This is a genomic window from Marinomonas pontica (genome assembly GCF_026191375.1).
Classification (GTDB): Bacteria; Pseudomonadota; Gammaproteobacteria; order Pseudomonadales; family Marinomonadaceae; genus Marinomonas; species Marinomonas pontica.
This window is the reverse complement of the sequence record NZ_JAODTL010000007.1, coordinates 1-21615: the sequence shown is the minus strand read 5'-3', so window position 1 is coordinate 21615 and position 21615 is coordinate 1. Positions and strand designations below refer to the sequence as shown.

Sequence of the window (21615 nt, the reverse complement as noted above, 5' to 3'; positions counted from 1 at the left end):
ACGGAATCGTTATGACTGCAAAAGCAAATGAGCTACGCTCTCAAATTAATAGTTTGGTAAAAGAGTATGCTGCAGAAGTATATGCGCCAAAGATTTTTGTTGCCGGTGAGAGTGTTATTCCTCCTTCTGGTAAAGTGATTGGGTCTGCTGAGCTAGAGAACATGGTAGATGCATCACTGGATGGGTGGTTGACCACTGGACGTTTTAATGAACAGTTCGAGAAAAAACTAGCTGAATTTATTGGCGTAAAATTTGCGCTATCTGTGAACTCTGGCTCCTCTGCAAACCTTGTTGCGTTTAGCGCACTGACTTCTCCTAAGTTAGGGGATCGAGCGATCAAAAAGGGTGACGAAGTCATAGGTGTCGCAGCGGGATTCCCAACGACTGTTAACCCAATTGTACAATTTGGTGCTGTTCCAGTCTTTGTTGATGTAGACATGAAAACACACAATATTAACGTAGATCTTATTGAAGCTGCTATCACACCAAAAACAAAAGCCATCATGCTTGCTCATACACTCGGTAATCCGTTCGATGTGGGACGTGTCAAAGAAATTTGTGACAAGCACGGTCTATGGCTAGTAGAAGACTGCTGTGATGCATTAGGTGCGAAATACAATGGGCAAATGGTGGGTACATTTGGCCACATTTCAACATTAAGTTTTTACCCTGCCCACCACATTACGATGGGAGAAGGTGGCGCCGTATTCACGAACGATCCTCTGCTTAAAATGATTGCGGAATCTTTCCGTGACTGGGGGCGTGATTGTTACTGTGCACCTGGCTGTGATGATACCTGTGGTAACCGTTTTGGTCAGCAGTTTGGTTCTCTTCCCCAGGGTTATGACCACAAATACGTTTATGCACACCTTGGTTATAACTTAAAAATTACCGATATGCAGGCTGCTTGTGGTTTAGCACAATTAGATCGCGCACAAGAATTTATCGACAAGCGGAACAGCAATTTCGATTATTTGAAAAATCGACTTTTGTCAACATTAAGTGACTTCATTGAGATCGCAGAGCCCACGGTAAATAGCACACCATCATGGTTTGGTTTTCCGGTAACACTTAAAGAAGATTGTGGCGTATCGCGCGTTGAGCTATTGAAGTTCTTAGACCAAAACAAAATTGGCAGTCGCTTGCTGTTTGCTGGTAACTTGACACGTCAACCCTATTTCACAGGTGTTGAACATCGAGTGGTTGGCGAGCTGATTAACACTGACCGTACCATGAACCAAACCTTCTGGCTTGGCATTTTTCCTGCACTAAATGATGAGCACTTTGAGTTTGTAGCGGCTCAATTAGAAGAGTTCTTTGGAATTAATTTCTAATTTTAGGTTTGGTTACAATATAGTAGTTAACTTACATTCTTGGTTAGAAATAATATAGGTAAGTAGATGAAAAAGTTCAAAGTTGCTATTTTGGGAACAGGTAATATCGGAACTGATTTATTGATCAAAGTTCAGCGTTCTCAGTATTTAGAATGTGTTGCCTTTGTTGGAAGAAACACAAACTCTTCTGGTATGGCAAAAGCTAGAGAGATGGGGATTACCTGCTCTGATAAAAGTATTGAGTTCATTAAGCAAAATCATAAAAATATCGATTTAGTTTTTGATGCAACATCAGCGAAAGATCATCTACTACATGCGCCTGTATTTAAAGATTTGGGTATAATTGCAATCGATTTAACCCCAGCAAAAGTTGGGGTTATGTCAGTGCCGGCTGCAAATTTATCTGATTGCCTTGCTGCAGACAATATAAACATGATTACCTGTGGTGGTCAGGCTTCGATACCACTTGCTTATGCAATTGGTCAATCACAAAAAAATGTAGAATATATAGAAACAGTTTCGATTATTGCCTCTAAAAGTGCTGGTCCAGCGACCAGAAGAAATCTTGATGAATATATTCAAACTACCGAAAAAGGGTTAATAGAATTTTCAGGAGCGAAGGCTTCAAAGGCCATTATTAACTTAAATCCAGCCATTCCATGTATTAATATGCAAACAACAGTGTATGCGAAGGTAAGTAATCCAAATATGGATTCTCTCAATACCTCAGTTTCTGAGATTGTAGAGAAAATAAAGAAATATGTACCTGGCTATGAATTAATAGTTCCTCCATTATATGAGAATGGAAGGATTTCTATAATGGTTAAAGTGAGGGGGTTGGGGGATTATCTTCCTGAATACGCTGGCAACTTAGATATAATAAATTGTGCTGCAATCGCTATGGCAGAAGAATACGCTAAGAATGGTTTAGAGGTTTAGTTATGAGTCAAGATAATCATATTTTAATTAGTGATCCAACCTTAAGAGATGGTAATCATGCAGTATCACACCAATTAACGGCAAAACAAATTGCTTTGTACTGCAGTGCTGCTGACCGCGCGGGTATTCCTATAGTTGAAGTTGGTCATGGTAATGGCTTAGGGGCGTCCTCTTTGCAAGTTGGTCTTGCTGCTATAGATGATTTCACAATGCTAACAACCGCACGAGATAATTTGAAAAGCTCGAAACTGGCTGTACATGTTATCCCAGGTTTCGCAACCATTGAAAAAGATATTAAGCCTGCAATTGAGTACGGTGTTGATGTTTTTAGAGTCGCAGCGCACTGCACGGAAGCCGATGTGACTGAGCGACACATTCATTTCTGTCGTAATGAAGGCAAAACGGTATTTGGCGTTTTAATGATGACTCATATGGCAGACCGATTTTTGTTAGCTGAGGAGGCTACAAAAATGCAAGCTTATGGTGCTGAGGCTGTCATATTAATGGATTCTGCCGGTAATTACCTCCCTAGTGATGTGGTTGAAAAGGTAAGCCATCTTGTGGAAACATTAAGTATTCCTGTTGGTTTTCATGCTCATAATAATTTGGGAATGGCGATAGCAAACTCAATTGCCGCCGTGGAATGCGGTGCGTTGATACTTGATGGCTGTGCCCGTGGATTTGGTGCTGGAGCGGGCAATACACAGTTAGAAGCATTAATTGCTGTATTGGAACGTATGAAATACAGTACAGGAGTGGATCTATATAAAACTTTAGATGCTGGTAACTTAGCTGAACGAGAATTAATGAAAGTCATTCCGACTATTAGTTCTACGAGTATTGTTAGTGGCCTTTCTGGTGTGTTTTCTGGATTTTTAAAGCCAGTCAATCGAATCTCTCAAGAATTTGGCGTAAATCCTAGAGATGTTTTTTTTGAGCTCGGTAGAAGAAAAGTTGTTGCAGGCCAAGAAGATATCATTATAGAAGTCGCCAAAAGTTTAAAAGGTTCTAAGTATGATGAATAAAATTGCCGCTTTCATTAACGAAGATCTGACGAGAATACACAGTTCAGTTGCCTCACAGCTTAGCGAAAGCTACGGGCAATGCTTTTTCATTACCGGTGGGGCTGGTTTTTTGGGAACGTGGCTATGTGAGTGGCTAATGTACCTTAATCGCACTGAGAATGCAGGGATTAAAGTTTACGTTTTAGACCGTGAAAAGAATCGCATACAAGAGCGATTTGAAAATGAGCTACAACGTGGTGAAATGGTGTTGCTGAATTATGATGTTCGTAGCCTTACGGAAATTCCTCGTGAGGTTAATTATATCATCCACGCTGCTGCGACACCAGATACAAGCTTTCATGCATCTTGCCCTATAGACACCATGTCGAGCGTAGCTGAAGGAACTGCATCTATGCTTCGAGCTGCAAGCCGTTTGAATAATTTAAAAGCGATATTAAATGTCAGTTCTTCAGCAATATACGCTAATTCTGATATGACCACTTTAACCGAAGACAGCACTAGTCTACCTTTTAGCCATAGTTTGGCAGCTGTATACCCTGAATCGAAACGTTATGCTGAAAAACTGTGCCAGGCAGCGCGAAATGAACTTCGCTTGCCAATTGTCAGTATTCGCCCTTTTACCTTTTGTGGTCCATACCAGAATTTATCTTCCCCATGGATACTGAACACCTTTATTAATGATGCGTTAAATAAGCGTCCTATAAGAATATATGGTGATGGTCAAACCACACGTGGCGTAATGTATGGTGCTGATTTTTCTGTGTGGGTTCTTGTCATTCTTTTGCACGGTAAATCGGGGAATGTATATAACGTAGGTAGTGATAATCCTGTTATGGCTTACGAATTAGCAAATTATGTGGCGAAAAATTTTTCATTTACTCCATCGATTATGCTAAATACGTCGTTAGCGAAAATAAACGATAGGACATATTTACTGCCTGATACTTACCAAGTGAAAAAAGATTTAAATCTGACTACTTTCACAGATTTAGAGTTAAGTATCAGTAGAACAGTAACCTGGTTTACTCAAATTTATAAATAGAGGATTAAAATGTCAGCTTTAAAGGTCAGTGATGCAATTGCCCAATTTTTAAAAGATCATGAGATCCGCCACGTATTTGGCATTATTGGTTCTGCGAATTCTCATATCTTCGATTCAATTTATAATTTAGGGTATACAGAAATTGTTTGTGTGCATCATGAACAAGCGGCCACAATGGCGATGCAAACGTATTATCGAGAAACAGGAAAAATATCCGCAGCGCTTGTTACTGCTGGTGGTGGAAGTACGAATGCGATTACTGGGGTAGTAAGCGCATGGGCTGACTCTATTCCTGGTGTGATTATCTCTGGACAAGAAAATGTACGCTTTGTAAATAAAATGTTCGATATGCGTATGTGGGGGATTCAAGGTTACGATAGTGCTGATATGGTTAAAAAAGTAACTAAATATTCATCTCAAATAATGGAAGCTGATAAAGCTTTGCTGGAGGTTGAAAAAGCATTCCACATAGCAGAAGAAGGTCGCCCTGGGCCAGTTTGGCTTGACTTTCCTATGGATATTCAAGGGGCAAAATTAGAAGCAGATAAATATCTTCATTTTGTTCCGGAAGAAAAGGTAGCCGTTTCAGTTGAGCAGCAGGTTTTAAATATCGTTGAACTCATGAAGCAAGCTCAACGTCCTGTATTTTGGTTTGGTCATGGTATTCGACTGTCTGGTGCTCAAAGTAAAATTGAAAAACTACTATTAGAAGCTCCTTTTCCGAGTTTGGTAACTTGGGCTGGGATTGATATGTTAGATAGTGATCATTCGCTCAATTTTGGTCGTGCAGGCGTTTATGGAAATCGCGCAGCAAATTTCGTAGTTCAAAATGCCGATTTGGTGATTTCAATTGGTACGCGCATGGCTATTCCGATGATTGGTTATGAACACTCTGAGTTTGCTCGAGATGCAAAAATTGTCCAAGTTGATATCGATCAACAAGAATTGGATAAACTCGAAGGGTTAGTCGACATTCCGGTATGTGCAGATGCTAACGAGTTTTTGATAGAGTTAATCAAACAGTTATCAAAAAATAAAATAACAGAAAATAATATTGGCCAGTGGGTAGAAAATTGTAATGGATATAGGTCTCGTTATCCTTTAGTGGGTCCAGAAAATGATGATAAAAATGGTTATATTAACTCATATCGTGTTGTTGATAAAATGTCGGAATATTTTAAGGATGATGAAACTGTCGTTACCGATATGGGAACAGCATTGCTATCAGCACATCAATCATTAAAACTTAAATCTGGTCAGAGATTGATGACATCAACTGGTTTAGGTGAAATGGGATATGGTTTACCTGCTGCTATAGGTGCGTCATTCGGTAAAAATAAAGGTCATGTGGTTTGCTTAAATTGCGATGGTGGGATAATGATGAACCTTCAAGAATTACAAACAATTACTCATCATAAACTACCAATAAAAACATTTATATTCAATAATGATGGTTATTTGATGATTAAGCATACGCAAAAAAACCTATTTGAAGGTCGTTATTCAGCAACGAACAAAAATAGTGGCGTATCTTGTCCAGACTTTAGTAAAGTCGCTGCTGGATTTGAAATGCCATACTACTCAATTAAAAATTGGGAAGAGTTTAAGGTAGTTATGCCATTAATTATGGAATCAATAGGTCCAGTAATATGTGAAATTTTTATGGATCCAGAACAATACTTCTACCCAAAGCTTTCATTAGCAATTAAGAGAGATGGAACAATAGTTTCACCACCATTAGAAGATATCTCTCCTCTTTTATCGCGAGAAGAGTTTATGGAGAATATGATAGTAGAAGCGCATGATAAATCGAAGGATTTATAATGAATAAATTAAATTCTTTAGAGGTTTCAGAAGATATAGAATTAATAGCCAAGTCTAACATTGAACAATTAAAGCTATTTCACGGTAAGAGTATTCTCATTACTGGTGCAAATGGCATGATTGGCTCTTATTGGATTATGCTTCTTCTATACCTGAAAACCGAAATTGGTTTCAATATAAAAATTAATGCGTTATGCAGAAATAAAGAAAAAACAGAGAGAAACTTTAAAAATATCCTTGCAATTGAAAACGTGAATTTTATATTTGAAGATGTGACATGTTATTTTGATATACCTTCAGATTATATAATACATGCTGCATCTCAGGCTTCACCCAAGTATTATAATGTTGATCCTATTGGAACCATAGCTGCCAATACTATTGGTACTATCAATATTCTCGAAAATGCAAAAAAGTATAACGCAAGGGTCTTATTTGTCAGCTCTGGAGAGGTCTATGGTCGAATTCGAGATGAAGACCAGCCAATTAGTGAACTATCAAATGGTGTTGTTGACCCATTAGATGTTCGCTCTTGTTACGCTGAGAGTAAGCGATGTGGGGAGAATTTATGTATCTCTTACAACAAGCAATTTGGTATTGATGTTAGAATTGTTCGCCCATTTCATACGTACGCACCCAATATGGCAAGTGATGATGGAAGAATATTCTCTTTGCTAGTCAATGCAATAGTCGAGGAGAAAGATATTGTATTTTTTTCTGATGGCTCAGCTAAACGCTCATTTTGTTATATTACGGATGCATTGAGTGGCATGCTTAAAATACTCTTTAGTCAAGAAGAAAATGGTTGCTTTAATCTTGGCTATCCTGAACAAGAAATATCAATGAAGGATTTAGCAATTTACTTAATAAATGAGTATCCAAATTTGAATATTTCACTAAAATTAGAAGTTAAAAATAATACTAATTATTCCATATCGAAATTAACTCGAAATCAGCCAGATGTAAAAAAACTTTTAGGTTTAGGGTGGGAGCCTAGTGTTAACGTTATTGATGGATTTAAACGTTGTATTTCTGCAGTTAAAAAAATCACTAAGATTACATGGTGAAGTGTAATCTCAATAAGAAGACTAATATGAAGTTGACAATTTTATTTCAAAGAATTGGAATGGATAGCCACATACTAAATACATTGTTGTATCGTGGTTGGAATATATTTGCAGGTGCTGTTGTAGTTATTCTTATTCCTATTTTTTTAGTGGCGAGGTGCAGGGTTATTACTTTACATTTGCAAGTTTAATTGCTAGTCAAATATTTTTTGAGTTGGGGTTTAACTATGTAATAACTCAAATTGTTGCCCATGAGTCGATAGGAGTTAAATTAAATGAATCGGGCCATCTGAATGGAGATAAAAAAAATGTTGATCGAATATATTCATTGTTAAAGCTAGTGAGGCGCTTGTATTTATTTATTGCAATCAGCTTTTTTACGTTGCTAACTATTATTGGGGTTAAGTTTTTTTCTACTCAAGGAGCATTAGATTTATCAACTTGGATGTATCCATGGCTGATGCATGTATTCTTTACTTCAATCATTGTCTTTTTAGGGCCATATATGGCGGTTGTGGAAGGCTTTGGACGTGTTGCTGAGGTAGCAAAACTTCGTTTATTTCAGTCAATAGTTGGATATTCGTTATTCTTTGCTCTGATGGTTTTGGGTTATGACCTTTATGCCGTACCAGCGGTTAGTTGCTCATATGCCATTTTTGGTCTAGTTTGGCTATTAAAAAAATACAAGGTATGGCTTTTAGGTTTACAGATATCGTGTAAGTACGTAATTTCTTGGCGGAAAGAGATATTTCCTTTTCAATGGAAAATCGCACTGAGTTGGATAAGTGGTTACTTTATATTTCAATTATTTACCCCGTTGCTTTTCGCCAATCAGAGTGCTGATGTTGCAGGTGCGTTTGGGTTGAGTATGTCTATTTATAATACCATGCTTGGACTAGCGATGGGGTGGGTGACTGCAAAATCACCTTTAATGGGTAAGTATATCGCTGAAAAAAAACGTGTAAAATTGAACAGGCTCTTTAAAAGCATTATATTCAAAAGTGCAGTTCTAAATATAATCACTGGATTGAGTTTTATTGTATTTGTTTACATATTGAAAATAAATGGATTTTCATTGGTTGATCGAATTCTACCTATCGATAGTCTAATTATATTAATGTTTATATCCGTAGTTAATCAACTGGTTTTTTCTATGGCGGCTTACATGCGCGCGCACAAAGAAGAACCAATGCTTTTGAATAGCATTTGTGTGGCTGTTTTAGTTGCTTTTTCTGTGTATTTCTTAAGTTACGTGAGTGCTTATTTAGTTTTGATTGGTTATCTTTGTATATTAGTTTTAATAGCTTTGCCATGGACTTATTTTATTTTTAAACGGTATTTTTATGAATAGTTACAAGTTGACAATAGGTGTTCCTACCTATAATAGGAATATGACTTTAATAAAATCATTAGAAAGATTGCTTCCGCAGATAAAAAAACAAGTGATGTTGAGTTAATTATTATTGATAACGCAAGCCCCAATAATGTAGAGGCGGATATTAGAAATGTATTTCCGGATCTTCCTGTTCAGGTGAAATTTTATCGGAATAAAATTAATGTAGGAGGGAACGCAAATATTTTACGTGTAATTGAGTATGCATCAGCGGACTTTGTATTAGTCTTGGGCGATGATGATCATGTATTACCTAATTCGATAGAAAAAATACTAACTCAACTTGAAATGTATCCTGATGCATTATTTATAAATTTCAATACACCTCTTCCTGGGCACACAGTACGAACTAAGGTAGTTGTTTATGAGGAACTATTATCTTTTCTAAAAGGTATCGATAGTTTTGGCCAGATCATGTTTATTTCTGATGGGCTATATAATATCAAGAAAATCGAGGAAGGGATTCGGTTCGGGACATTTTATCAGAATACATGTGCTCCAGGGTTTGTATCAATTTTATATGCTATGTTGCTTAATAATGGTGTGGGTCAAATTGTACTAAGCAATGAACGAATTATTGATCTAGCTTCGACTGCAGACACTAAGACACAAATGTCTATAATTCCTGTTGTCGAAGGATTAGGTTATTTGGCGCATCTTAATGTTGACGCGAAATATTTGAAATATCTGCAGCAGTCAATAGTCTCAACACAAAAAGATTGGTTGACCTATCAAGGAGCATTCCGAAGTTTAGTATGTGATCTACACAATGGTGTAGATCGAAAGAAAGTTTTTCTTATGCATTATAAAATCCTTAAAGAATATTATTTTTTGGATAGAAGTTATATGAAATTCATACTAAGATTTTTATTATCTCTTTCACTTTTTTCAAAAGTCTTAACAAAATGTTTATTAATGATCGCCGGGATCATGCTAAAAAGAAAGTTCTCTTTAAGTGATGATGAAAAAAATTATTGTTGATTTATGTGGTAAATTTGATGAAAAAAATAAGCGTTATTATTAACAATTATAACTATTCGCAATATTTAGATGAGTGTATTAATAGTGTATTGAGTCAAAGTTATAATGACTTTGAGTTGATTATTGTGGACGATGGATCTACAGATGATTCTAGAGTGTTGCTATCAAAATACTCGGATTATGCCAAGTTAATTTTTAAAAATAATGGAGGTCAGGGTTCAGCTTATAATATAGGATTCAGTGAAAGTGTTGGTGATCTTATTTTATTTTTAGATTCGGACGATCTTTTATTAAAAGATGCTCTTAGTATCATTTCTAATGAGTGGGTGCTAGGAGCGGCTAAACTTCATTTTAAATTGCAAGTAATCAATGAATTAAGTGAAAAGTCTAATTTCATCTTCCCAGAAACCTTAGATAAAGGTGATTTAAAAGATCTTGTCATCAAGTATGGTTCTTATTCATCACCTCCTGCATCAGGTAATGTATACTCTCGAGAATGCTTGAAAACTTTGCTTCCTCTTCATCAGGATGATTGGAAAATAGCAGCCGACTCATATTTGATATTTTTGTCTCCTTTTTGTGGGGATGTCATAGAGGTTAATCAAGCGTTAGCTTTGTATAGAATAGATTATTCTAGAAAAAATGATCTTCCATCAAAGTTAGTTTTTAATAATAGTCCATCAACGCCATGGGCCGCATATGAACGCTCTATTTTAACGAAAAACGCAATATTGAAATCAATTAAAGAAAAATTTGACCTAGATTACCAGTTTGATATCACTCCTCCACCAATAGATAAATTAAGATTAATATCGTTTAAGTTATTTAAAGATAAGCACCCCACACACGATTCTTTTTTCCGGATACTAAGATCTTCTTTCCGAGGGGTGGTAAGTTGGCCAGCATATTCAAAACTGAAAAAAATTTTTGTATTTATGTGGTTCCTATTAGTTGCATTCCTCCCAAGAAAATTAGCCTTGTGTTTATGTAGGAAATCGATCGTGAATCCATTTGAGTCTTGATATCATGGAAAAGGGAAGTCTTTTAAGTAATAACTTATTGTGTAAATTGCCATTTTCATTCTTAGTGATTGTTATTTTTTTGAGTGGGGGAGATTTAATTTCTCTGAATTTGTATGATTTTAATGTAAGATTTGTTTTTATTTTTTTTATTTTTTTATTTTTTGTTTATTTTAAGTTTCTTAAGTTTAGTCTCGGTTACTTTATTTTAATTATATTTCTGATGGTTTCATTTTTTCCGAGCTTCTATTATTCATACGTTCCATTTAAAAGCTTTTCCACAATTGTATGGATGATTATGACTGTATTTTTGTATAATGTAATAGTACCATTTCTCTCAGAAAGAATATCAGTAAGTTGTTATAATGGATACGTTCCTTCAATAGAAAGAGCTGTTTTAATTGCATATAGGTTGCAACTTTTTTTTGGCTTTGCTTTCTTTTTTCTCGGTTCAGATGAGCGTGTCAAAGCATTTTACTATGAACCATCATACTTTTCCATCTCAATGGCTATTTATGTATCTGTTCTTTTTTATATGTATGATAGCCTTAAGAAAATAATGTGGTTTGATTATTTTTTGGTTGTTTTATATTTATTTTTTTCTTTTTCTGCTAGTTTTTTGTTGGTTGTTTTTCTACTTTTTATTTTTTATTTTTTGAGATTTAATTTGAGAAATTTTATTTTATTTTTCTTGGTTGGAATTATTTTTGTTTTATATGTTGTTTTTTTTGATGATATTAATACTGTTATTATTAGAAGTTTTTTTAATGGAGATATAGGCTTTTACGATATACTTCTGCGAGGGGGAATAGAGTTTCTAGAATATTATCCGGATTTGATGTTTTTAAGGATAACCTTTTGTTTGGTGTAGGTTTATCCGGTTATGAGTCTTATAGTGTTGTAAATGGTGTAAATGATTATTCACAAGGTAGAGAATATCTTAAGGCTGTAGGTGTCCCTGTAACTAATATTTATATTGAGGTTTTAGCGACAACAGGTATTTTTGGTGGTTTTGGCTTTTTTTGTTTTATATTTTTTGTTTTGTATATATGCTTTAAAAATAGAAGTAGTCCCTTTTCTAAGGCTACAGTAGTGATGCTCATAATTTTAAATTTTGAGTCTAATTTTTTAAGACCATACTTTTGGCTGTCTTGGGGGCTTACATATTATTGTTATTTTTACAAACGTAGGTTTTTAAGTTAGATGTCCTATATGGAGTGTAAGGTTTATTATTATGAAGATTTTCTTTGATGCTCGATGGCTTAAAAGTGGTGGGATAGGTAGGTTCTGTCAAGAAGTAATGGAGTCAAATAGTTTTAATGATATGGAAATTATAAAAGGAGGATTAGCAGAAGCACTTACTCTAAGAGATATTTTTTCTCTTACTAAAATAACTTTGCTAGGCTCTTTTTTTATCACTCCAGGCTATAATGCTCCTATTTTTGGTGGCAAACGGTGCATATTAACTATTCATGATTTAATGCATATTAAACTTGCTGAGTATTCTGGATTTAAGAATCTAATTTATTATAATTTCATTGTTAAAAGAGTGTTGAAAAAAACACCTTTGGTTTTTACTGTTTCAGAGTTTACTAGAGGTGAGATATGTAAGTGGGCTAACATTGAGTCAGATAAGGTGTTTGTTGTTGGCAATGGAATAGATCATGATTTTTTTAATGAAAATGTTTTATCTATTACACGTGAAAGACCTTATTTTTTTTATGTTGGTAATAATAAAACTCATAAAAATTTAGATAGGCTGATTCGAGCATTTTCGAACTCAAAATTGGATCAGCATGTAGATCTGCTGCTTTCTTGTTCTTCTACTCCAGAGCTTGAGAGGGTAGTCGATAAGCTCAACCTATCGAAGTCCATTATTTTCCTATCAGGGATTGAAGAATCGGAATTGCCTTCTTATTATAAAGGTGCTTTAGCTACTTTGATGGTCACCTTGTATGAAGGTTTTGGTTTGCCGATTCTTGAATCGATGGCTGTTGGGACGCCTGTTATCACATCCAACATTACTGCTATGCCGGAGATCGCGGGGGGCTGCTTTACTGGCTGATCCTTATAGTATTGAATCTATTGGCGATGCCATGCTTAAAATTTGGAACGATGAGAGTCTAAGAGTGGAACTCTCTCAAAAAGGACTTATTCGAGCACAAGAGTTTTCATGGGACAAATCCCGTGAGCTATGGGATATGGCATTGCAACCTATTTTGGAGAAGCTATGAAAGTTGCCATTATTCACTATTGGTTAGTGAATTTACGCGGTGGAGAGAAGGTATTAGAAGCGCTTTGTGAATTGTACCCTGAGGCAGATATTTATACTCATGTCTATGCCCCCGAAAACTTTAAAGATAGTGTAATCAGTAAGCATTCTATTAGGCAGAGTTTTATTAGTAAACTTCCGCTAGCTAAGCGCTGGTATCAAAATTATCTTCCTCTTATGCCATTGGCTTTAGAGCAATTTGATTTGTCTGACTATGATTTAGTTATCTCCAGTGAGTCCGGCCCTGCAAAAGGTGTGATACCTGCCCCTGGTAAACCGCATATTTGTTATTGTCATTCTCCAATGCGCTATGCGTGGGATATGTACTATGATTATAAAAAACGATATGGGTGGCTTAAGCGATTACTAATGATTCCATTACTACACTACATACGCCGTTGGGATCAAGTCAGTTCTATGTCTGTAAGTCATTTTGTTGCTAATAGTCATTTTGTTGCAGGGCGTATAAAGAGCTTTTATCACAGAGAATCTACTGTTATTCATCCTCCTGTAGATTTTACCGAATTTTCGTTGAGTAATAGTGAATCGGATGATTACTACTTGATGCTTGGTCAGCTTGTTCCTTATAAAAAAGCGGATATGGCGGTTCGGGCTTTTAATTCATCAGGAAAAAAACTGAAAATTATTGGTCAAGGTGAGCAATTAGAAGAACTTAGACAGTTGGCAAACGATAATGTTGAGGTATTGGGTCGTTTGCCGTTTGGTGAGATCAAAGATTTATTGGCACATTGTAAAGCATTAATTTTTCCTGGTGTTGAAGATTTTGGAATTGTACCCTTGGAAGCGATGGCATGTGGCCGACCAGTGATTGCTTACCGTAAAGGGGGGCGTTGGAAACAGTCAAGGAGGGCGTTTCTGGTGTATTTTTTGATGAGCAAACTGAGCAAAGTTTGAATGGTGCAATTGACTCTTTCGAGAGTGTTTTGGGATCGTTTGATTCTAATGATATTCGTGATTATGTTGAGACATTTAGTAAAGATAATTTCAAACAACATTTTTCGCATTATGCAGAGCGTGTTTTAAAAGAGTTTAACAAATAAAAATGCCGCTTTTAAGCGGCATTTTTATGAATAAAGCCTTTCCAAAATGTTAGAAAGATAATTTTCATGTCTAACCAGAATGACCAGTGCTCTATATAGTATAAATCACATTCAATGCGTTTTTTAAGATCTGTATCTCCGCGCCAACCATTAATTTGTGCCCAGCCTGTAATGCCTGCTTTTACCATGTGTTTTTGCATATAGCCTGGGATTTCGTGTTTAAATTGGTCAACAAAAACCGTTCTTTCAGGTCTTGGGCCGACGATAGACATGTCGCCTTTGAGCACATTTATGAATTGAGGAAGTTCATCGAGACTGGTTTTACGGATAAATGCTCCGAATTTAGTAACCGACATGCTGGTTGCGCCTCCCCATTTTACGCCATCTTTTTCGCTATCTACCGCCATGGAGCGAAACTTTAACATGTCGAAAGGGCGACCATTCCAGCTGACTCTTTCTTGCCTGTAGAAAATCGGACCAGGAGAAGAAAGCCTTACACCAACTGCCAAGCCAAGCATTATTGGGCTAATACAAAGTAAAATTAAACCAGAGAGTATTTTATCTTCCAGTGATTTTAAAAACCTATTTTTATCTTCTATCATGTGAGATGTTGATAGGTTTATTACTGGCAATCCGGCCACTTCTGTCATTGAGTGATTTAATAACTGAAAACCATATATATCTGGAATCATGCGAATAGTAACCGCGCTGGTTGCTAAAGCCGTTTGTACTTGTTCCATTTGAGCAACTTCGCATATAGGCAAGGCAATCCACACTTGATCTATGTGCATTTCTAAAACCAGTTTATCTATTTCTTCCAAACAACCAACGATGGGGATGTTTTTGATTACGGTCTCGTTTTTTTGTGAGGCTTTATTAGAAATAAATCCTTTTACAACGAGTCCCATGGAGGTGTTTTGAAGCAGTTTATCTGCAACGTTTTGTGCTAAGTCTCCATCCCCAATAATTAACACTCGACGTATATTCAACCCTCTTGCACGTAATGTACCTAGAATCTGTCTGAGTACAAATCGATAGGATAGGATGAAAAAGATAGAAGATAAAAGCCAAGTAGTAACCCAAGCTCTAGAATAGAGTTCAGCTGTTTGAGTTGCATAGGCGCTTAGTGCTAGTAATAGGAACGTAGCAACCATAGCGCTAATAACGCATTTTATCTCACTTGAAAAAGAAGATCCTCGCCATGCTCTGTATCCTCCAGAGATAGATAGGAGACTTGCCCCAATGATAACGCCCAGCAACAAGACGTTTTTATGTGCTGTGTTTAAGTCTAAGTGGGAAAAACGTAGCCAGTAACTAAGTAATCCAGTTGTAAATAGGCAGGCGATGTCCAGAGTCCTTTGGCCCATAGTTATCAAGGCACTATGTTCTTTTAACGTTAATCCTTTCTTCATTGGTATCTCTGCAATAATATTTAGTCGTTATGATTGATTTTATCTTGATCACACAATTATTCTAAGTGTTTATATTCTAAGGCGCTTGCCCGCATCCATGCAATGGATACAGTAAAATCTCCTTTTATAAAAGTGATTTCTGCCTCTCGTTTTGTAACCGTTGGGTGTTTTTGACGGCCTGAAGGCCGACCTACAGGTGATTTGGAGTTGGGTGTGATTAGGTTTTTGACGGCCTGAAGGCCGACCTACAGGTTTGGTGGTTTTAACCCCACCCTAGCCTCCCCTTGATAAGGGGAGGGGACAGTGCAAGAGCAAGATCCTTCCCTAACTCACCCTTTCAAAGACATAATGGGTGGGAAATAGGTTGCCAGAGTATGGCTGGTGTTGGGCAATGTGCTATAGGGCGGTAGCCGATGTTGCTGTTGATACGTTGGGTGACGCTTTGGTGCCAGTGGGGCGAGCGTGTGTTGTTGGGTTGGTCGTTTTCCAGTACGCAGCAGTGTCGTGGGGCGAGGGTGAGGTCGCGCCAAGCGTTTAGGCGGCGTTGTTGGTAGTGTATTTTGCCTAGGTGATTTGGTTTGATGGTGAGTAGTGGCTGCCAATGGGGCGGCTGTGTTTTGGCTAGGCGTGTTGTTTGATAGCAGTTTTGTTTAGTTTGTTGTTCTATCCAGTTTATTAGGATTCGCAAGGCGATGTCTCCTATTCCATCTTTGCGGTATCCACCGCCAATATCCGAATGCACTCCTGCTAGCCAGATTTCCAGTGCGCGTCCATCTTGGTTGATTAGGGTGGGACGAAAGGCGAGGCGTTGTTCATCTAATGCGACTAGGTGTAATGCACGATGGACTCCTCCTGGTAATGTGTTGCCATGCTCAAATACGACTTCGGTGCTGGGGCGTTGTGCTTTATCTAAATTTGGCCAACCGATGGATGCGACCGTATCGATAACGGCTTCAATGATGATAGGACGTTCGATTAGTGGCGTGATGAGTGCGGCAAATCGCCTTGCTAATGCCGCACCTCGACTGAAGCCGATTAGGACGATTTGTTTGATCGACGGGGTGTAATGGTTTTTGAAGTCGTTTAATGCTCGACTTAAAATGTTAGCAACGTGACCGGATTCGATTGCGAAGGCGGCGTTGAGTTTTTGTTCCAGCCAGCTGCCGTAGGTACCGATGCCAGCGTAGTAAAAACTGCGATGGGGTAAATGGTTGGGTGTGGTGTTGGTGTGGTTTTGTACGCGGCCGCCCAATAATAAATGGGATTTTAGTACGTTGGTGATGCTGGAAAGGATGTGTTCTGGTGCGTAGGCGTCATTTGGGCTATTGTCTGTGCCATCGAAATGAAAAAATAACATCGACATCATTGTCTCCTTGTTGTGTGGTTGGCTCTCTTCCTGAGGGCGGGTTTAGAGTAACATGGTTTTTGTTTTGTCGTGCTTTAGCGCGTCAAGGAAGTTTGGTAAAGGCTGCGTGTTTTTGACGGCCTAAAGGCCGACCTACAGGTGATTTGTAGGTTTGGTGTGATGAGTTTCTTGACGGCCTAAAGGCCGACCTACAGGTGATTTGTAGGTTTGGTGTGATGAGTTTTTTGACGGCCTAAAGGCTGACCTACAGGTGATTTGGTTTTTTTGGGTTTTACTCCTTTATTTTTCCTTCATTTCCGCGTTTTTATATTTCTTATTCTTGAGTTTTGATAGACTTGGCAAATTATTTTGTCATATCTGAAGGACTCTGTGTGAAAATCATTCCTGTTATTCTATCCGGTGGCGTTGGTAGTCGTCTTTGGCCACTTTCTCGTGAACATTTCCCTAAGCAGTGCTTGCCGCTGACAGACACAGAATACAGTCTTTTACAACAAACCTTGCTAAGAACTGTATCTTTGGACGTGGCTGATCCTATTGTTGTCTGTAACGAAGACCATCGTTTTTTGATTGCGCAGCAGTTGCAGTCTATTGGTGTGACAAAATCCAGTATTGTCTTAGAGCCTAAGGGACGTAACACGGCACCGGCGATTGCTTTGGCGGCGTTAGAAGCGCAAAAACAGAATGATAAAGACGCGTTGTTGTTGGTGTTGCCTGCGGATCATGTGATTCGTGATGTTGCGGCGTTTGAAAAGGCGATTTCGCAAGCGGCAGAATTGGCCCAACAGGATGCTTTGGTGACGTTTGGTGTGCAGCCCACTCGCCCTGAAACCGGTTATGGTTATATTCGTGCTGGTGAGGATTTTGCGGTCGCTGAGTTCGTTGAAAAGCCTGATCTGACAACCGCGCAGGCGTATTTGGCGTCGGGTGACTATTTGTGGAACAGCGGGATGTTTTTGTTTAAAGCATCGGCTTTTCTGTCCGAACTGAAGACACACCGTGACGATATTTACAGTGCGGTGTCTAAAGCCTATGAAAATCGCTCTGAGGATTTGGACTTCGTGCGTATTGATGCGGAGCTGTTTTCTGCGTGTCCAGAAGAGTCGATTGATTATGCGGTCATGGAGCCAACGAAAAAAGCGAAGGTCGTGCCTTATGTAGGCGACTGGAGCGACATTGGCGCGTGGGATGCCTTGTACGACTACGCCGACAAAGACGCTGACAACAATGTGCTGTTAGGCGATGTGATGTCTGAAGGATCAAGTAATTGTCTTATCCGTTCTGAATCTCGCTTGGTTGCCGCTGTGGGTGTGCAAGACTTGGTCATCGTTGAAACCGCGGATGCGGTGTTGGTGATGGACAAAAACAATGCGCAGGATGTGAAGAAAATCGTGAAGCGCATTCAAGCCGAAGGCCGTGAAGAACACATGTTCCATACGACCGTGCATCGTCCTTGGGGGACTTACCAAACAGTAGATCTTGGTGATCGTCATCAGGTGAAGCGTATCATGGTGAAACCTGGCGAGAAGCTAAGCGTGCAAATGCATCATCATCGTGCCGAGCATTGGGTAGTTGTGTCCGGTACAGCGAAGGTGCAAAACGGCGAACGAGAAATCTTGCTGACTGAGAACGAGTCTACTTACATTCCTGTGGGTGTTGTTCATGCATTAGAAAACCCAGGCAAGATTCCTTTGGAATTGGTTGAAGTGCAATCGGGCAGTTACTTGGGTGAAGACGATATTGTGCGTTTCAGTGATCGCTATGGTCGTTAAAAAATGGTCGTTAGGATGGATAAAATGAACGCCAATACTGTACAGGTAAAACAACTGAGCGATGAGCTGGGTGTTGCTTTTGGTACCAGCGGTGTACGTGGTTTGGTCAAGGACCTCACTCCAGCGCTTTGCTTTGCGTTTGTACGCTCCTTTTTGCAGACGGTTTGTCCTTCTGCGACTCGCGTTGCCATTGGCATGGATTTACGCCCGAGCAGCCCTGAGATTGCCAAGGCTTGTTTGCTGGCCGTGGAATCTTTTGGTGCGGACGCGGTGTTTTGCGGTGCCTTGCCTACGCCCGCGTTGGCGTTTTATGCCATGCAAAATACCATGCCAGCGGTGATGATAACGGGCAGTCATATTCCTTTTGATCGCAACGGTATTAAGTTTTATCGCCCTGATGGTGAGATTAGCAAGGCCGACGAAACCTCTATTATGAATGGTTTGGTTGAAGTGCCTGAATTCGTTTCAGAACAGGTTGCTAAGTTCGCTTTACCTACCGTTGATCATTCTGCTATTGAGCTTTTCAAACGGCGTTATCAGTCCTTGTTTCCATCGACCATGTTGCAAGGCAAACGTATCGGTGTGTATGAGCATTCCAGCGTGGCGCGTGATGTCATTAAAACGTTATTGGCGCATTTTGGTGCTGAGGTGATTTCGTTAGAGCGTACCGAGACGTTTGTGCCGATCGATACGGAAGCAGTATCAGAAGATGATGTGCAGAAAGGTTTGAATTGGTCTAAAGAACACAAGCTGGATGCCATTATATCCACAGATGGCGATGGCGATCGCCCGCTGATTGCCAATGAAAATGGCGAGTGGTTACGTGGGGATATTCTGGGTGTGCTGTGTGCGGATTATTTACACGCCACTCATGTGGCGGCGCCGGTGAATGTAAATACCGTTCTTGAGTTAAGAGGTACATTGCAACGCCCTGAGCGGATCTCGCTGAGATCGAGAATTGGCTCGCCTTATGTCATCGCCGGTATGGAAGATCTGCTGCAACAATCACCAGAGGCCAGAGTCGTTGGTTACGAAGCCAACGGTGGCTTTTTGGTGGGAGCGGACTTTGTAGTGAACGGTGAAACATTGCATGCCTTACCAACGCGCGATTCCGTATTACCTGCTTTAATTGTATTGGCTATGTCGTTTGAGCAGGCTCGCCCAATCAGCCAGCTGACCGCCGAGTTTCCTGCGCGATTCACTGCCAGTGATCGAATCAAAAATATTCCTACGGAAGTAAGCCGACAGTTGATTGCTGATTTAAAAATTAGCAAAGAAAAACAAACTGAATTGTTGTCCGTCATAGCACAACAAAATGAAGTGCTAGAAGTGGTTTCGACTGATGAAACGGACGGCCTTCGTATGACGCTGTGTAACGGCGACATTGTTCATTTAAGACCGTCTGGCAATGCGCCTGAATTGCGGTGTTATGTGGAGAGTGGTGAAATGAATGAAATTGATTTAAAAGTGTCCAAAATTTTGATTAGGACGAATGAGATGCGAAAGGTTTAGCCCCCGGCGGGGCTAGTTTTATCTGACGTTCTGTTGTTAGCTAAATAATTCAGTTGTAAATAGGCTGGTGATGTCTAGGAGGCTTTGACCCATAGTTATCTGATTTTGTGCTATCAAATTAGGTATTTAGCACGCCAAATTTTAGCTTGGATGCCTGTCATAAATACGGTGAAGTAAAAAACGCCCGTCCAGAAGTTCTGGTAGGCTTCGAAGCAGTTCATAATGCTCCAAAAACACAAGAAGCTCATATAAAAATAACCTATGCTTCTTTCAATTGTGCCCCTATGTATTTCTTTAAAAAGGCTTTTAGTCATGTATACCCACATAAATAGGTAAAATACTAAACCAACAATACCGAAGTTAACGAGCATTTCAATGTAGGTGTTATGTAGGTGACCAAAACCATATTGAACCCAGTCAGGTAACCATTCTGTGTGTCTCATTACTAAGGTTCTGCCATTGCTTCCCCAACCAAATATAGGTTTTTCTTTTATAAAGTCGGTGGCAGCTACCCAACTGTGTAAACGAATACCAAAACTTGAGTAGGGAACATCATCGAAGTCCAGAGTTGCTATCGCTGTAAGCGCTTCTTTTTCTTGCATCACTCTGTTCACCATAGTGTCATTACTTGTAACCATGCCTCCTAACCCTAGTACACCAGCTATAAATAAACTAACTGTAATGATCTTCTGTTTTCCTGTTGCCCGATTAAAACGTTTTATGGTGAAGTAGCTGGCCATAAAAAATGCGGTCAGCAGCAAGGCTAACCATGCTTGGCGTGATGAATTTATATAGATGACTAATAAACAATATAGAATGGTTAAAACAAGCGGGATCGTAAGCCATTTATTTATTGAAAGTATTTTCCTTGCAAAACACAGTAAGCCAATCAAAATGATGCCGAAGAACAGGCTGGTGTGTTGCTCTTGACGTAGTCCAAAGAACACCCTTTCACCATTTAGCCCTCGAATAATTTCTGGGATACCTTCCCCTGTTACCCAGGGTGAAATCAGTATTCCTAATGCCGCACTTCCCCAAATAAGCCAGATTGCGTTTTTACGTTGTGCGACCCACCAAGCAAGAGGGATAAAAGTGAACCAACGCGTAATTTTATCTAACTGCGGTGTTTCTCTGGCCCACTCTGGGGTGACATAGACAGACAGCGCCCATGATATAAACTGAAAGATAAGGGCTGCCCAGATAAAGCGGAATAGGATATGACTGTTAACCAATTTTCCGTATTTATAAAGCCCCCAAAAGCCGGTGAGGGTCGCTATGGCAGAACTAATTTCTGCCGCATCCATAAACCCTGTTCGTGAAAAAGCGTAGATAGCAATAGAGACAATACCGAGCAAGATTAGCCACGTTGGCTGTTCTTCTGGCGTTTCACGCTTAAAAAAGTTTTTAATGGCTGAGGACGGCATCTATTTTCTCTTTGTTAATAAGGCATGTTGGGGTTTTAATATGGCGTTATAGCTTTACGTTGTAGTGGTTACACAGCGCTTGCCATTGCTCTCGATTACCATCTTGTCTGACGTTGGTTTTTTTCAGTGATATCTTCTGTGACCCCGCAATAGGTGTCGGCTTTGGTGATGGTTG

18 protein-coding genes are annotated in these 21615 nt (G+C 39.1%); 15 read left to right on the top strand and 3 right to left on the bottom strand.

What is annotated here, in order from left to right:
- Window positions 1-11 precede the first annotated feature (11 nt).
- The 13 genes from rfbH (at window position 12) to N5P32_RS00515 (ending at window position 13811) form a co-directional block, all read left to right on the top strand.
- Window positions 12-1334: a lipopolysaccharide biosynthesis protein RfbH gene (gene rfbH / locus N5P32_RS00575; RefSeq protein WP_265727268.1), complete on the top strand. Its 1323-nt coding sequence runs from the start codon at window positions 12-14 to the stop codon at window positions 1332-1334.
- A 66-nt stretch (window positions 1335-1400) separates the two neighbouring features.
- Window positions 1401-2273, top strand: coding sequence for an acetaldehyde dehydrogenase (acetylating) (locus N5P32_RS00570; RefSeq protein WP_265727267.1), 873 nt, complete (start codon window positions 1401-1403; stop codon window positions 2271-2273).
- A 2-nt stretch (window positions 2274-2275) separates the two neighbouring features.
- A complete protein-coding gene (dmpG, locus tag N5P32_RS00565; RefSeq protein WP_265727266.1) occupies window positions 2276-3298 on the top strand; it encodes a 4-hydroxy-2-oxovalerate aldolase in 1023 nt (340 codons plus the stop codon).
- Window positions 3288-4340: an NAD-dependent epimerase/dehydratase family protein gene (locus N5P32_RS00560; protein WP_265727265.1), complete on the top strand. Its 1053-nt coding sequence runs from the start codon at window positions 3288-3290 to the stop codon at window positions 4338-4340. The genes dmpG and N5P32_RS00560 overlap by 11 nt, the downstream gene beginning before the upstream one ends.
- Before the next feature lie 9 nt (window positions 4341-4349).
- Entirely contained in the window at window positions 4350-6164 is a 1815-nt protein-coding gene (locus tag N5P32_RS00555; RefSeq protein WP_265727264.1) for a thiamine pyrophosphate-binding protein, read from the top strand.
- Complete coding sequence (locus N5P32_RS00550; protein WP_265727263.1) at window positions 6164-7231, top strand: NAD-dependent epimerase/dehydratase family protein; 1068 nt, start codon at window positions 6164-6166, stop codon at window positions 7229-7231. Before N5P32_RS00555 ends, N5P32_RS00550 begins: the two co-directional genes overlap by 1 nt.
- Window positions 7232-7388: 157 nt before the next feature.
- The gene (locus tag N5P32_RS00545) at window positions 7389-8582 is read left to right on the top strand and encodes a hypothetical protein (RefSeq protein ID WP_265727262.1); all 1194 of its coding nucleotides are present in this window, start codon (window positions 7389-7391) and stop codon (window positions 8580-8582) included.
- Between the two features lie 54 nt (window positions 8583-8636).
- Window positions 8637-9605, top strand: a complete 969-nt coding sequence (locus N5P32_RS00540; RefSeq protein ID WP_322783792.1) for a glycosyltransferase family A protein — start codon at window positions 8637-8639, stop codon at window positions 9603-9605.
- Between the two features lie 17 nt (window positions 9606-9622).
- Window positions 9623-10627: a glycosyltransferase family 2 protein gene (locus tag N5P32_RS00535; protein WP_265727261.1), complete on the top strand. Its 1005-nt coding sequence runs from the start codon at window positions 9623-9625 to the stop codon at window positions 10625-10627.
- A gap of 295 nt (window positions 10628-10922) precedes the next feature.
- Complete coding sequence (locus tag N5P32_RS00530; protein WP_265727260.1) at window positions 10923-11495, top strand: hypothetical protein; 573 nt, start codon at window positions 10923-10925, stop codon at window positions 11493-11495.
- On the top strand, window positions 11483-11827 hold the full coding sequence (locus N5P32_RS00525; RefSeq protein WP_265727259.1) for a hypothetical protein: 345 nt from the start codon (window positions 11483-11485) through the stop codon (window positions 11825-11827). Before N5P32_RS00530 ends, N5P32_RS00525 begins: the two co-directional genes overlap by 13 nt.
- 31 nt (window positions 11828-11858) lie before the next feature.
- The gene (locus tag N5P32_RS00520) at window positions 11859-12689 is read left to right on the top strand and encodes a glycosyltransferase family 4 protein (RefSeq protein WP_265727258.1); all 831 of its coding nucleotides are present in this window, start codon (window positions 11859-11861) and stop codon (window positions 12687-12689) included.
- A 165-nt stretch (window positions 12690-12854) separates the two neighbouring features.
- Window positions 12855-13811: a glycosyltransferase gene (locus N5P32_RS00515; RefSeq protein ID WP_265727257.1), complete on the top strand. Its 957-nt coding sequence runs from the start codon at window positions 12855-12857 to the stop codon at window positions 13809-13811.
- A 157-nt stretch (window positions 13812-13968) separates the two neighbouring features.
- Here N5P32_RS00515 and N5P32_RS00510 read toward each other — a convergent pair whose 3' ends face one another.
- Together N5P32_RS00510 and N5P32_RS00505 are read right to left on the bottom strand one after the other, a co-directional pair.
- Entirely contained in the window at window positions 13969-15369 is a 1401-nt protein-coding gene (locus tag N5P32_RS00510; RefSeq protein WP_265727256.1) for an undecaprenyl-phosphate glucose phosphotransferase, read from the bottom strand.
- Between the two features lie 337 nt (window positions 15370-15706).
- Complete coding sequence (locus N5P32_RS00505) at window positions 15707-16732, bottom strand: T6SS phospholipase effector Tle1-like catalytic domain-containing protein (RefSeq protein ID WP_265727255.1); 1026 nt, start codon at window positions 16730-16732, stop codon at window positions 15707-15709.
- 374 nt (window positions 16733-17106) lie between these two features.
- On the opposite strand from N5P32_RS00505, the gene N5P32_RS00500 reads away from it, so the two are divergent.
- Window positions 17107-18504, top strand: a complete 1398-nt coding sequence (locus N5P32_RS00500; protein ID WP_265727254.1) for a mannose-1-phosphate guanylyltransferase/mannose-6-phosphate isomerase — start codon at window positions 17107-17109, stop codon at window positions 18502-18504.
- A gap of 24 nt (window positions 18505-18528) precedes the next feature.
- Window positions 18529-20016 (top strand): phosphomannomutase, encoded by a 1488-nt coding sequence (locus N5P32_RS00495; protein WP_265727253.1) that lies wholly within the window; start codon window positions 18529-18531, stop codon window positions 20014-20016.
- Between the two features lie 113 nt (window positions 20017-20129).
- Here the strand turns inward: N5P32_RS00495 and N5P32_RS00490 are convergent, their stop codons facing one another.
- Window positions 20130-21440, bottom strand: a complete 1311-nt coding sequence (locus N5P32_RS00490; RefSeq protein ID WP_265727252.1) for an O-antigen ligase family protein — start codon at window positions 21438-21440, stop codon at window positions 20130-20132.
- Between the last annotated feature and the right edge of the window lie 175 nt (window positions 21441-21615).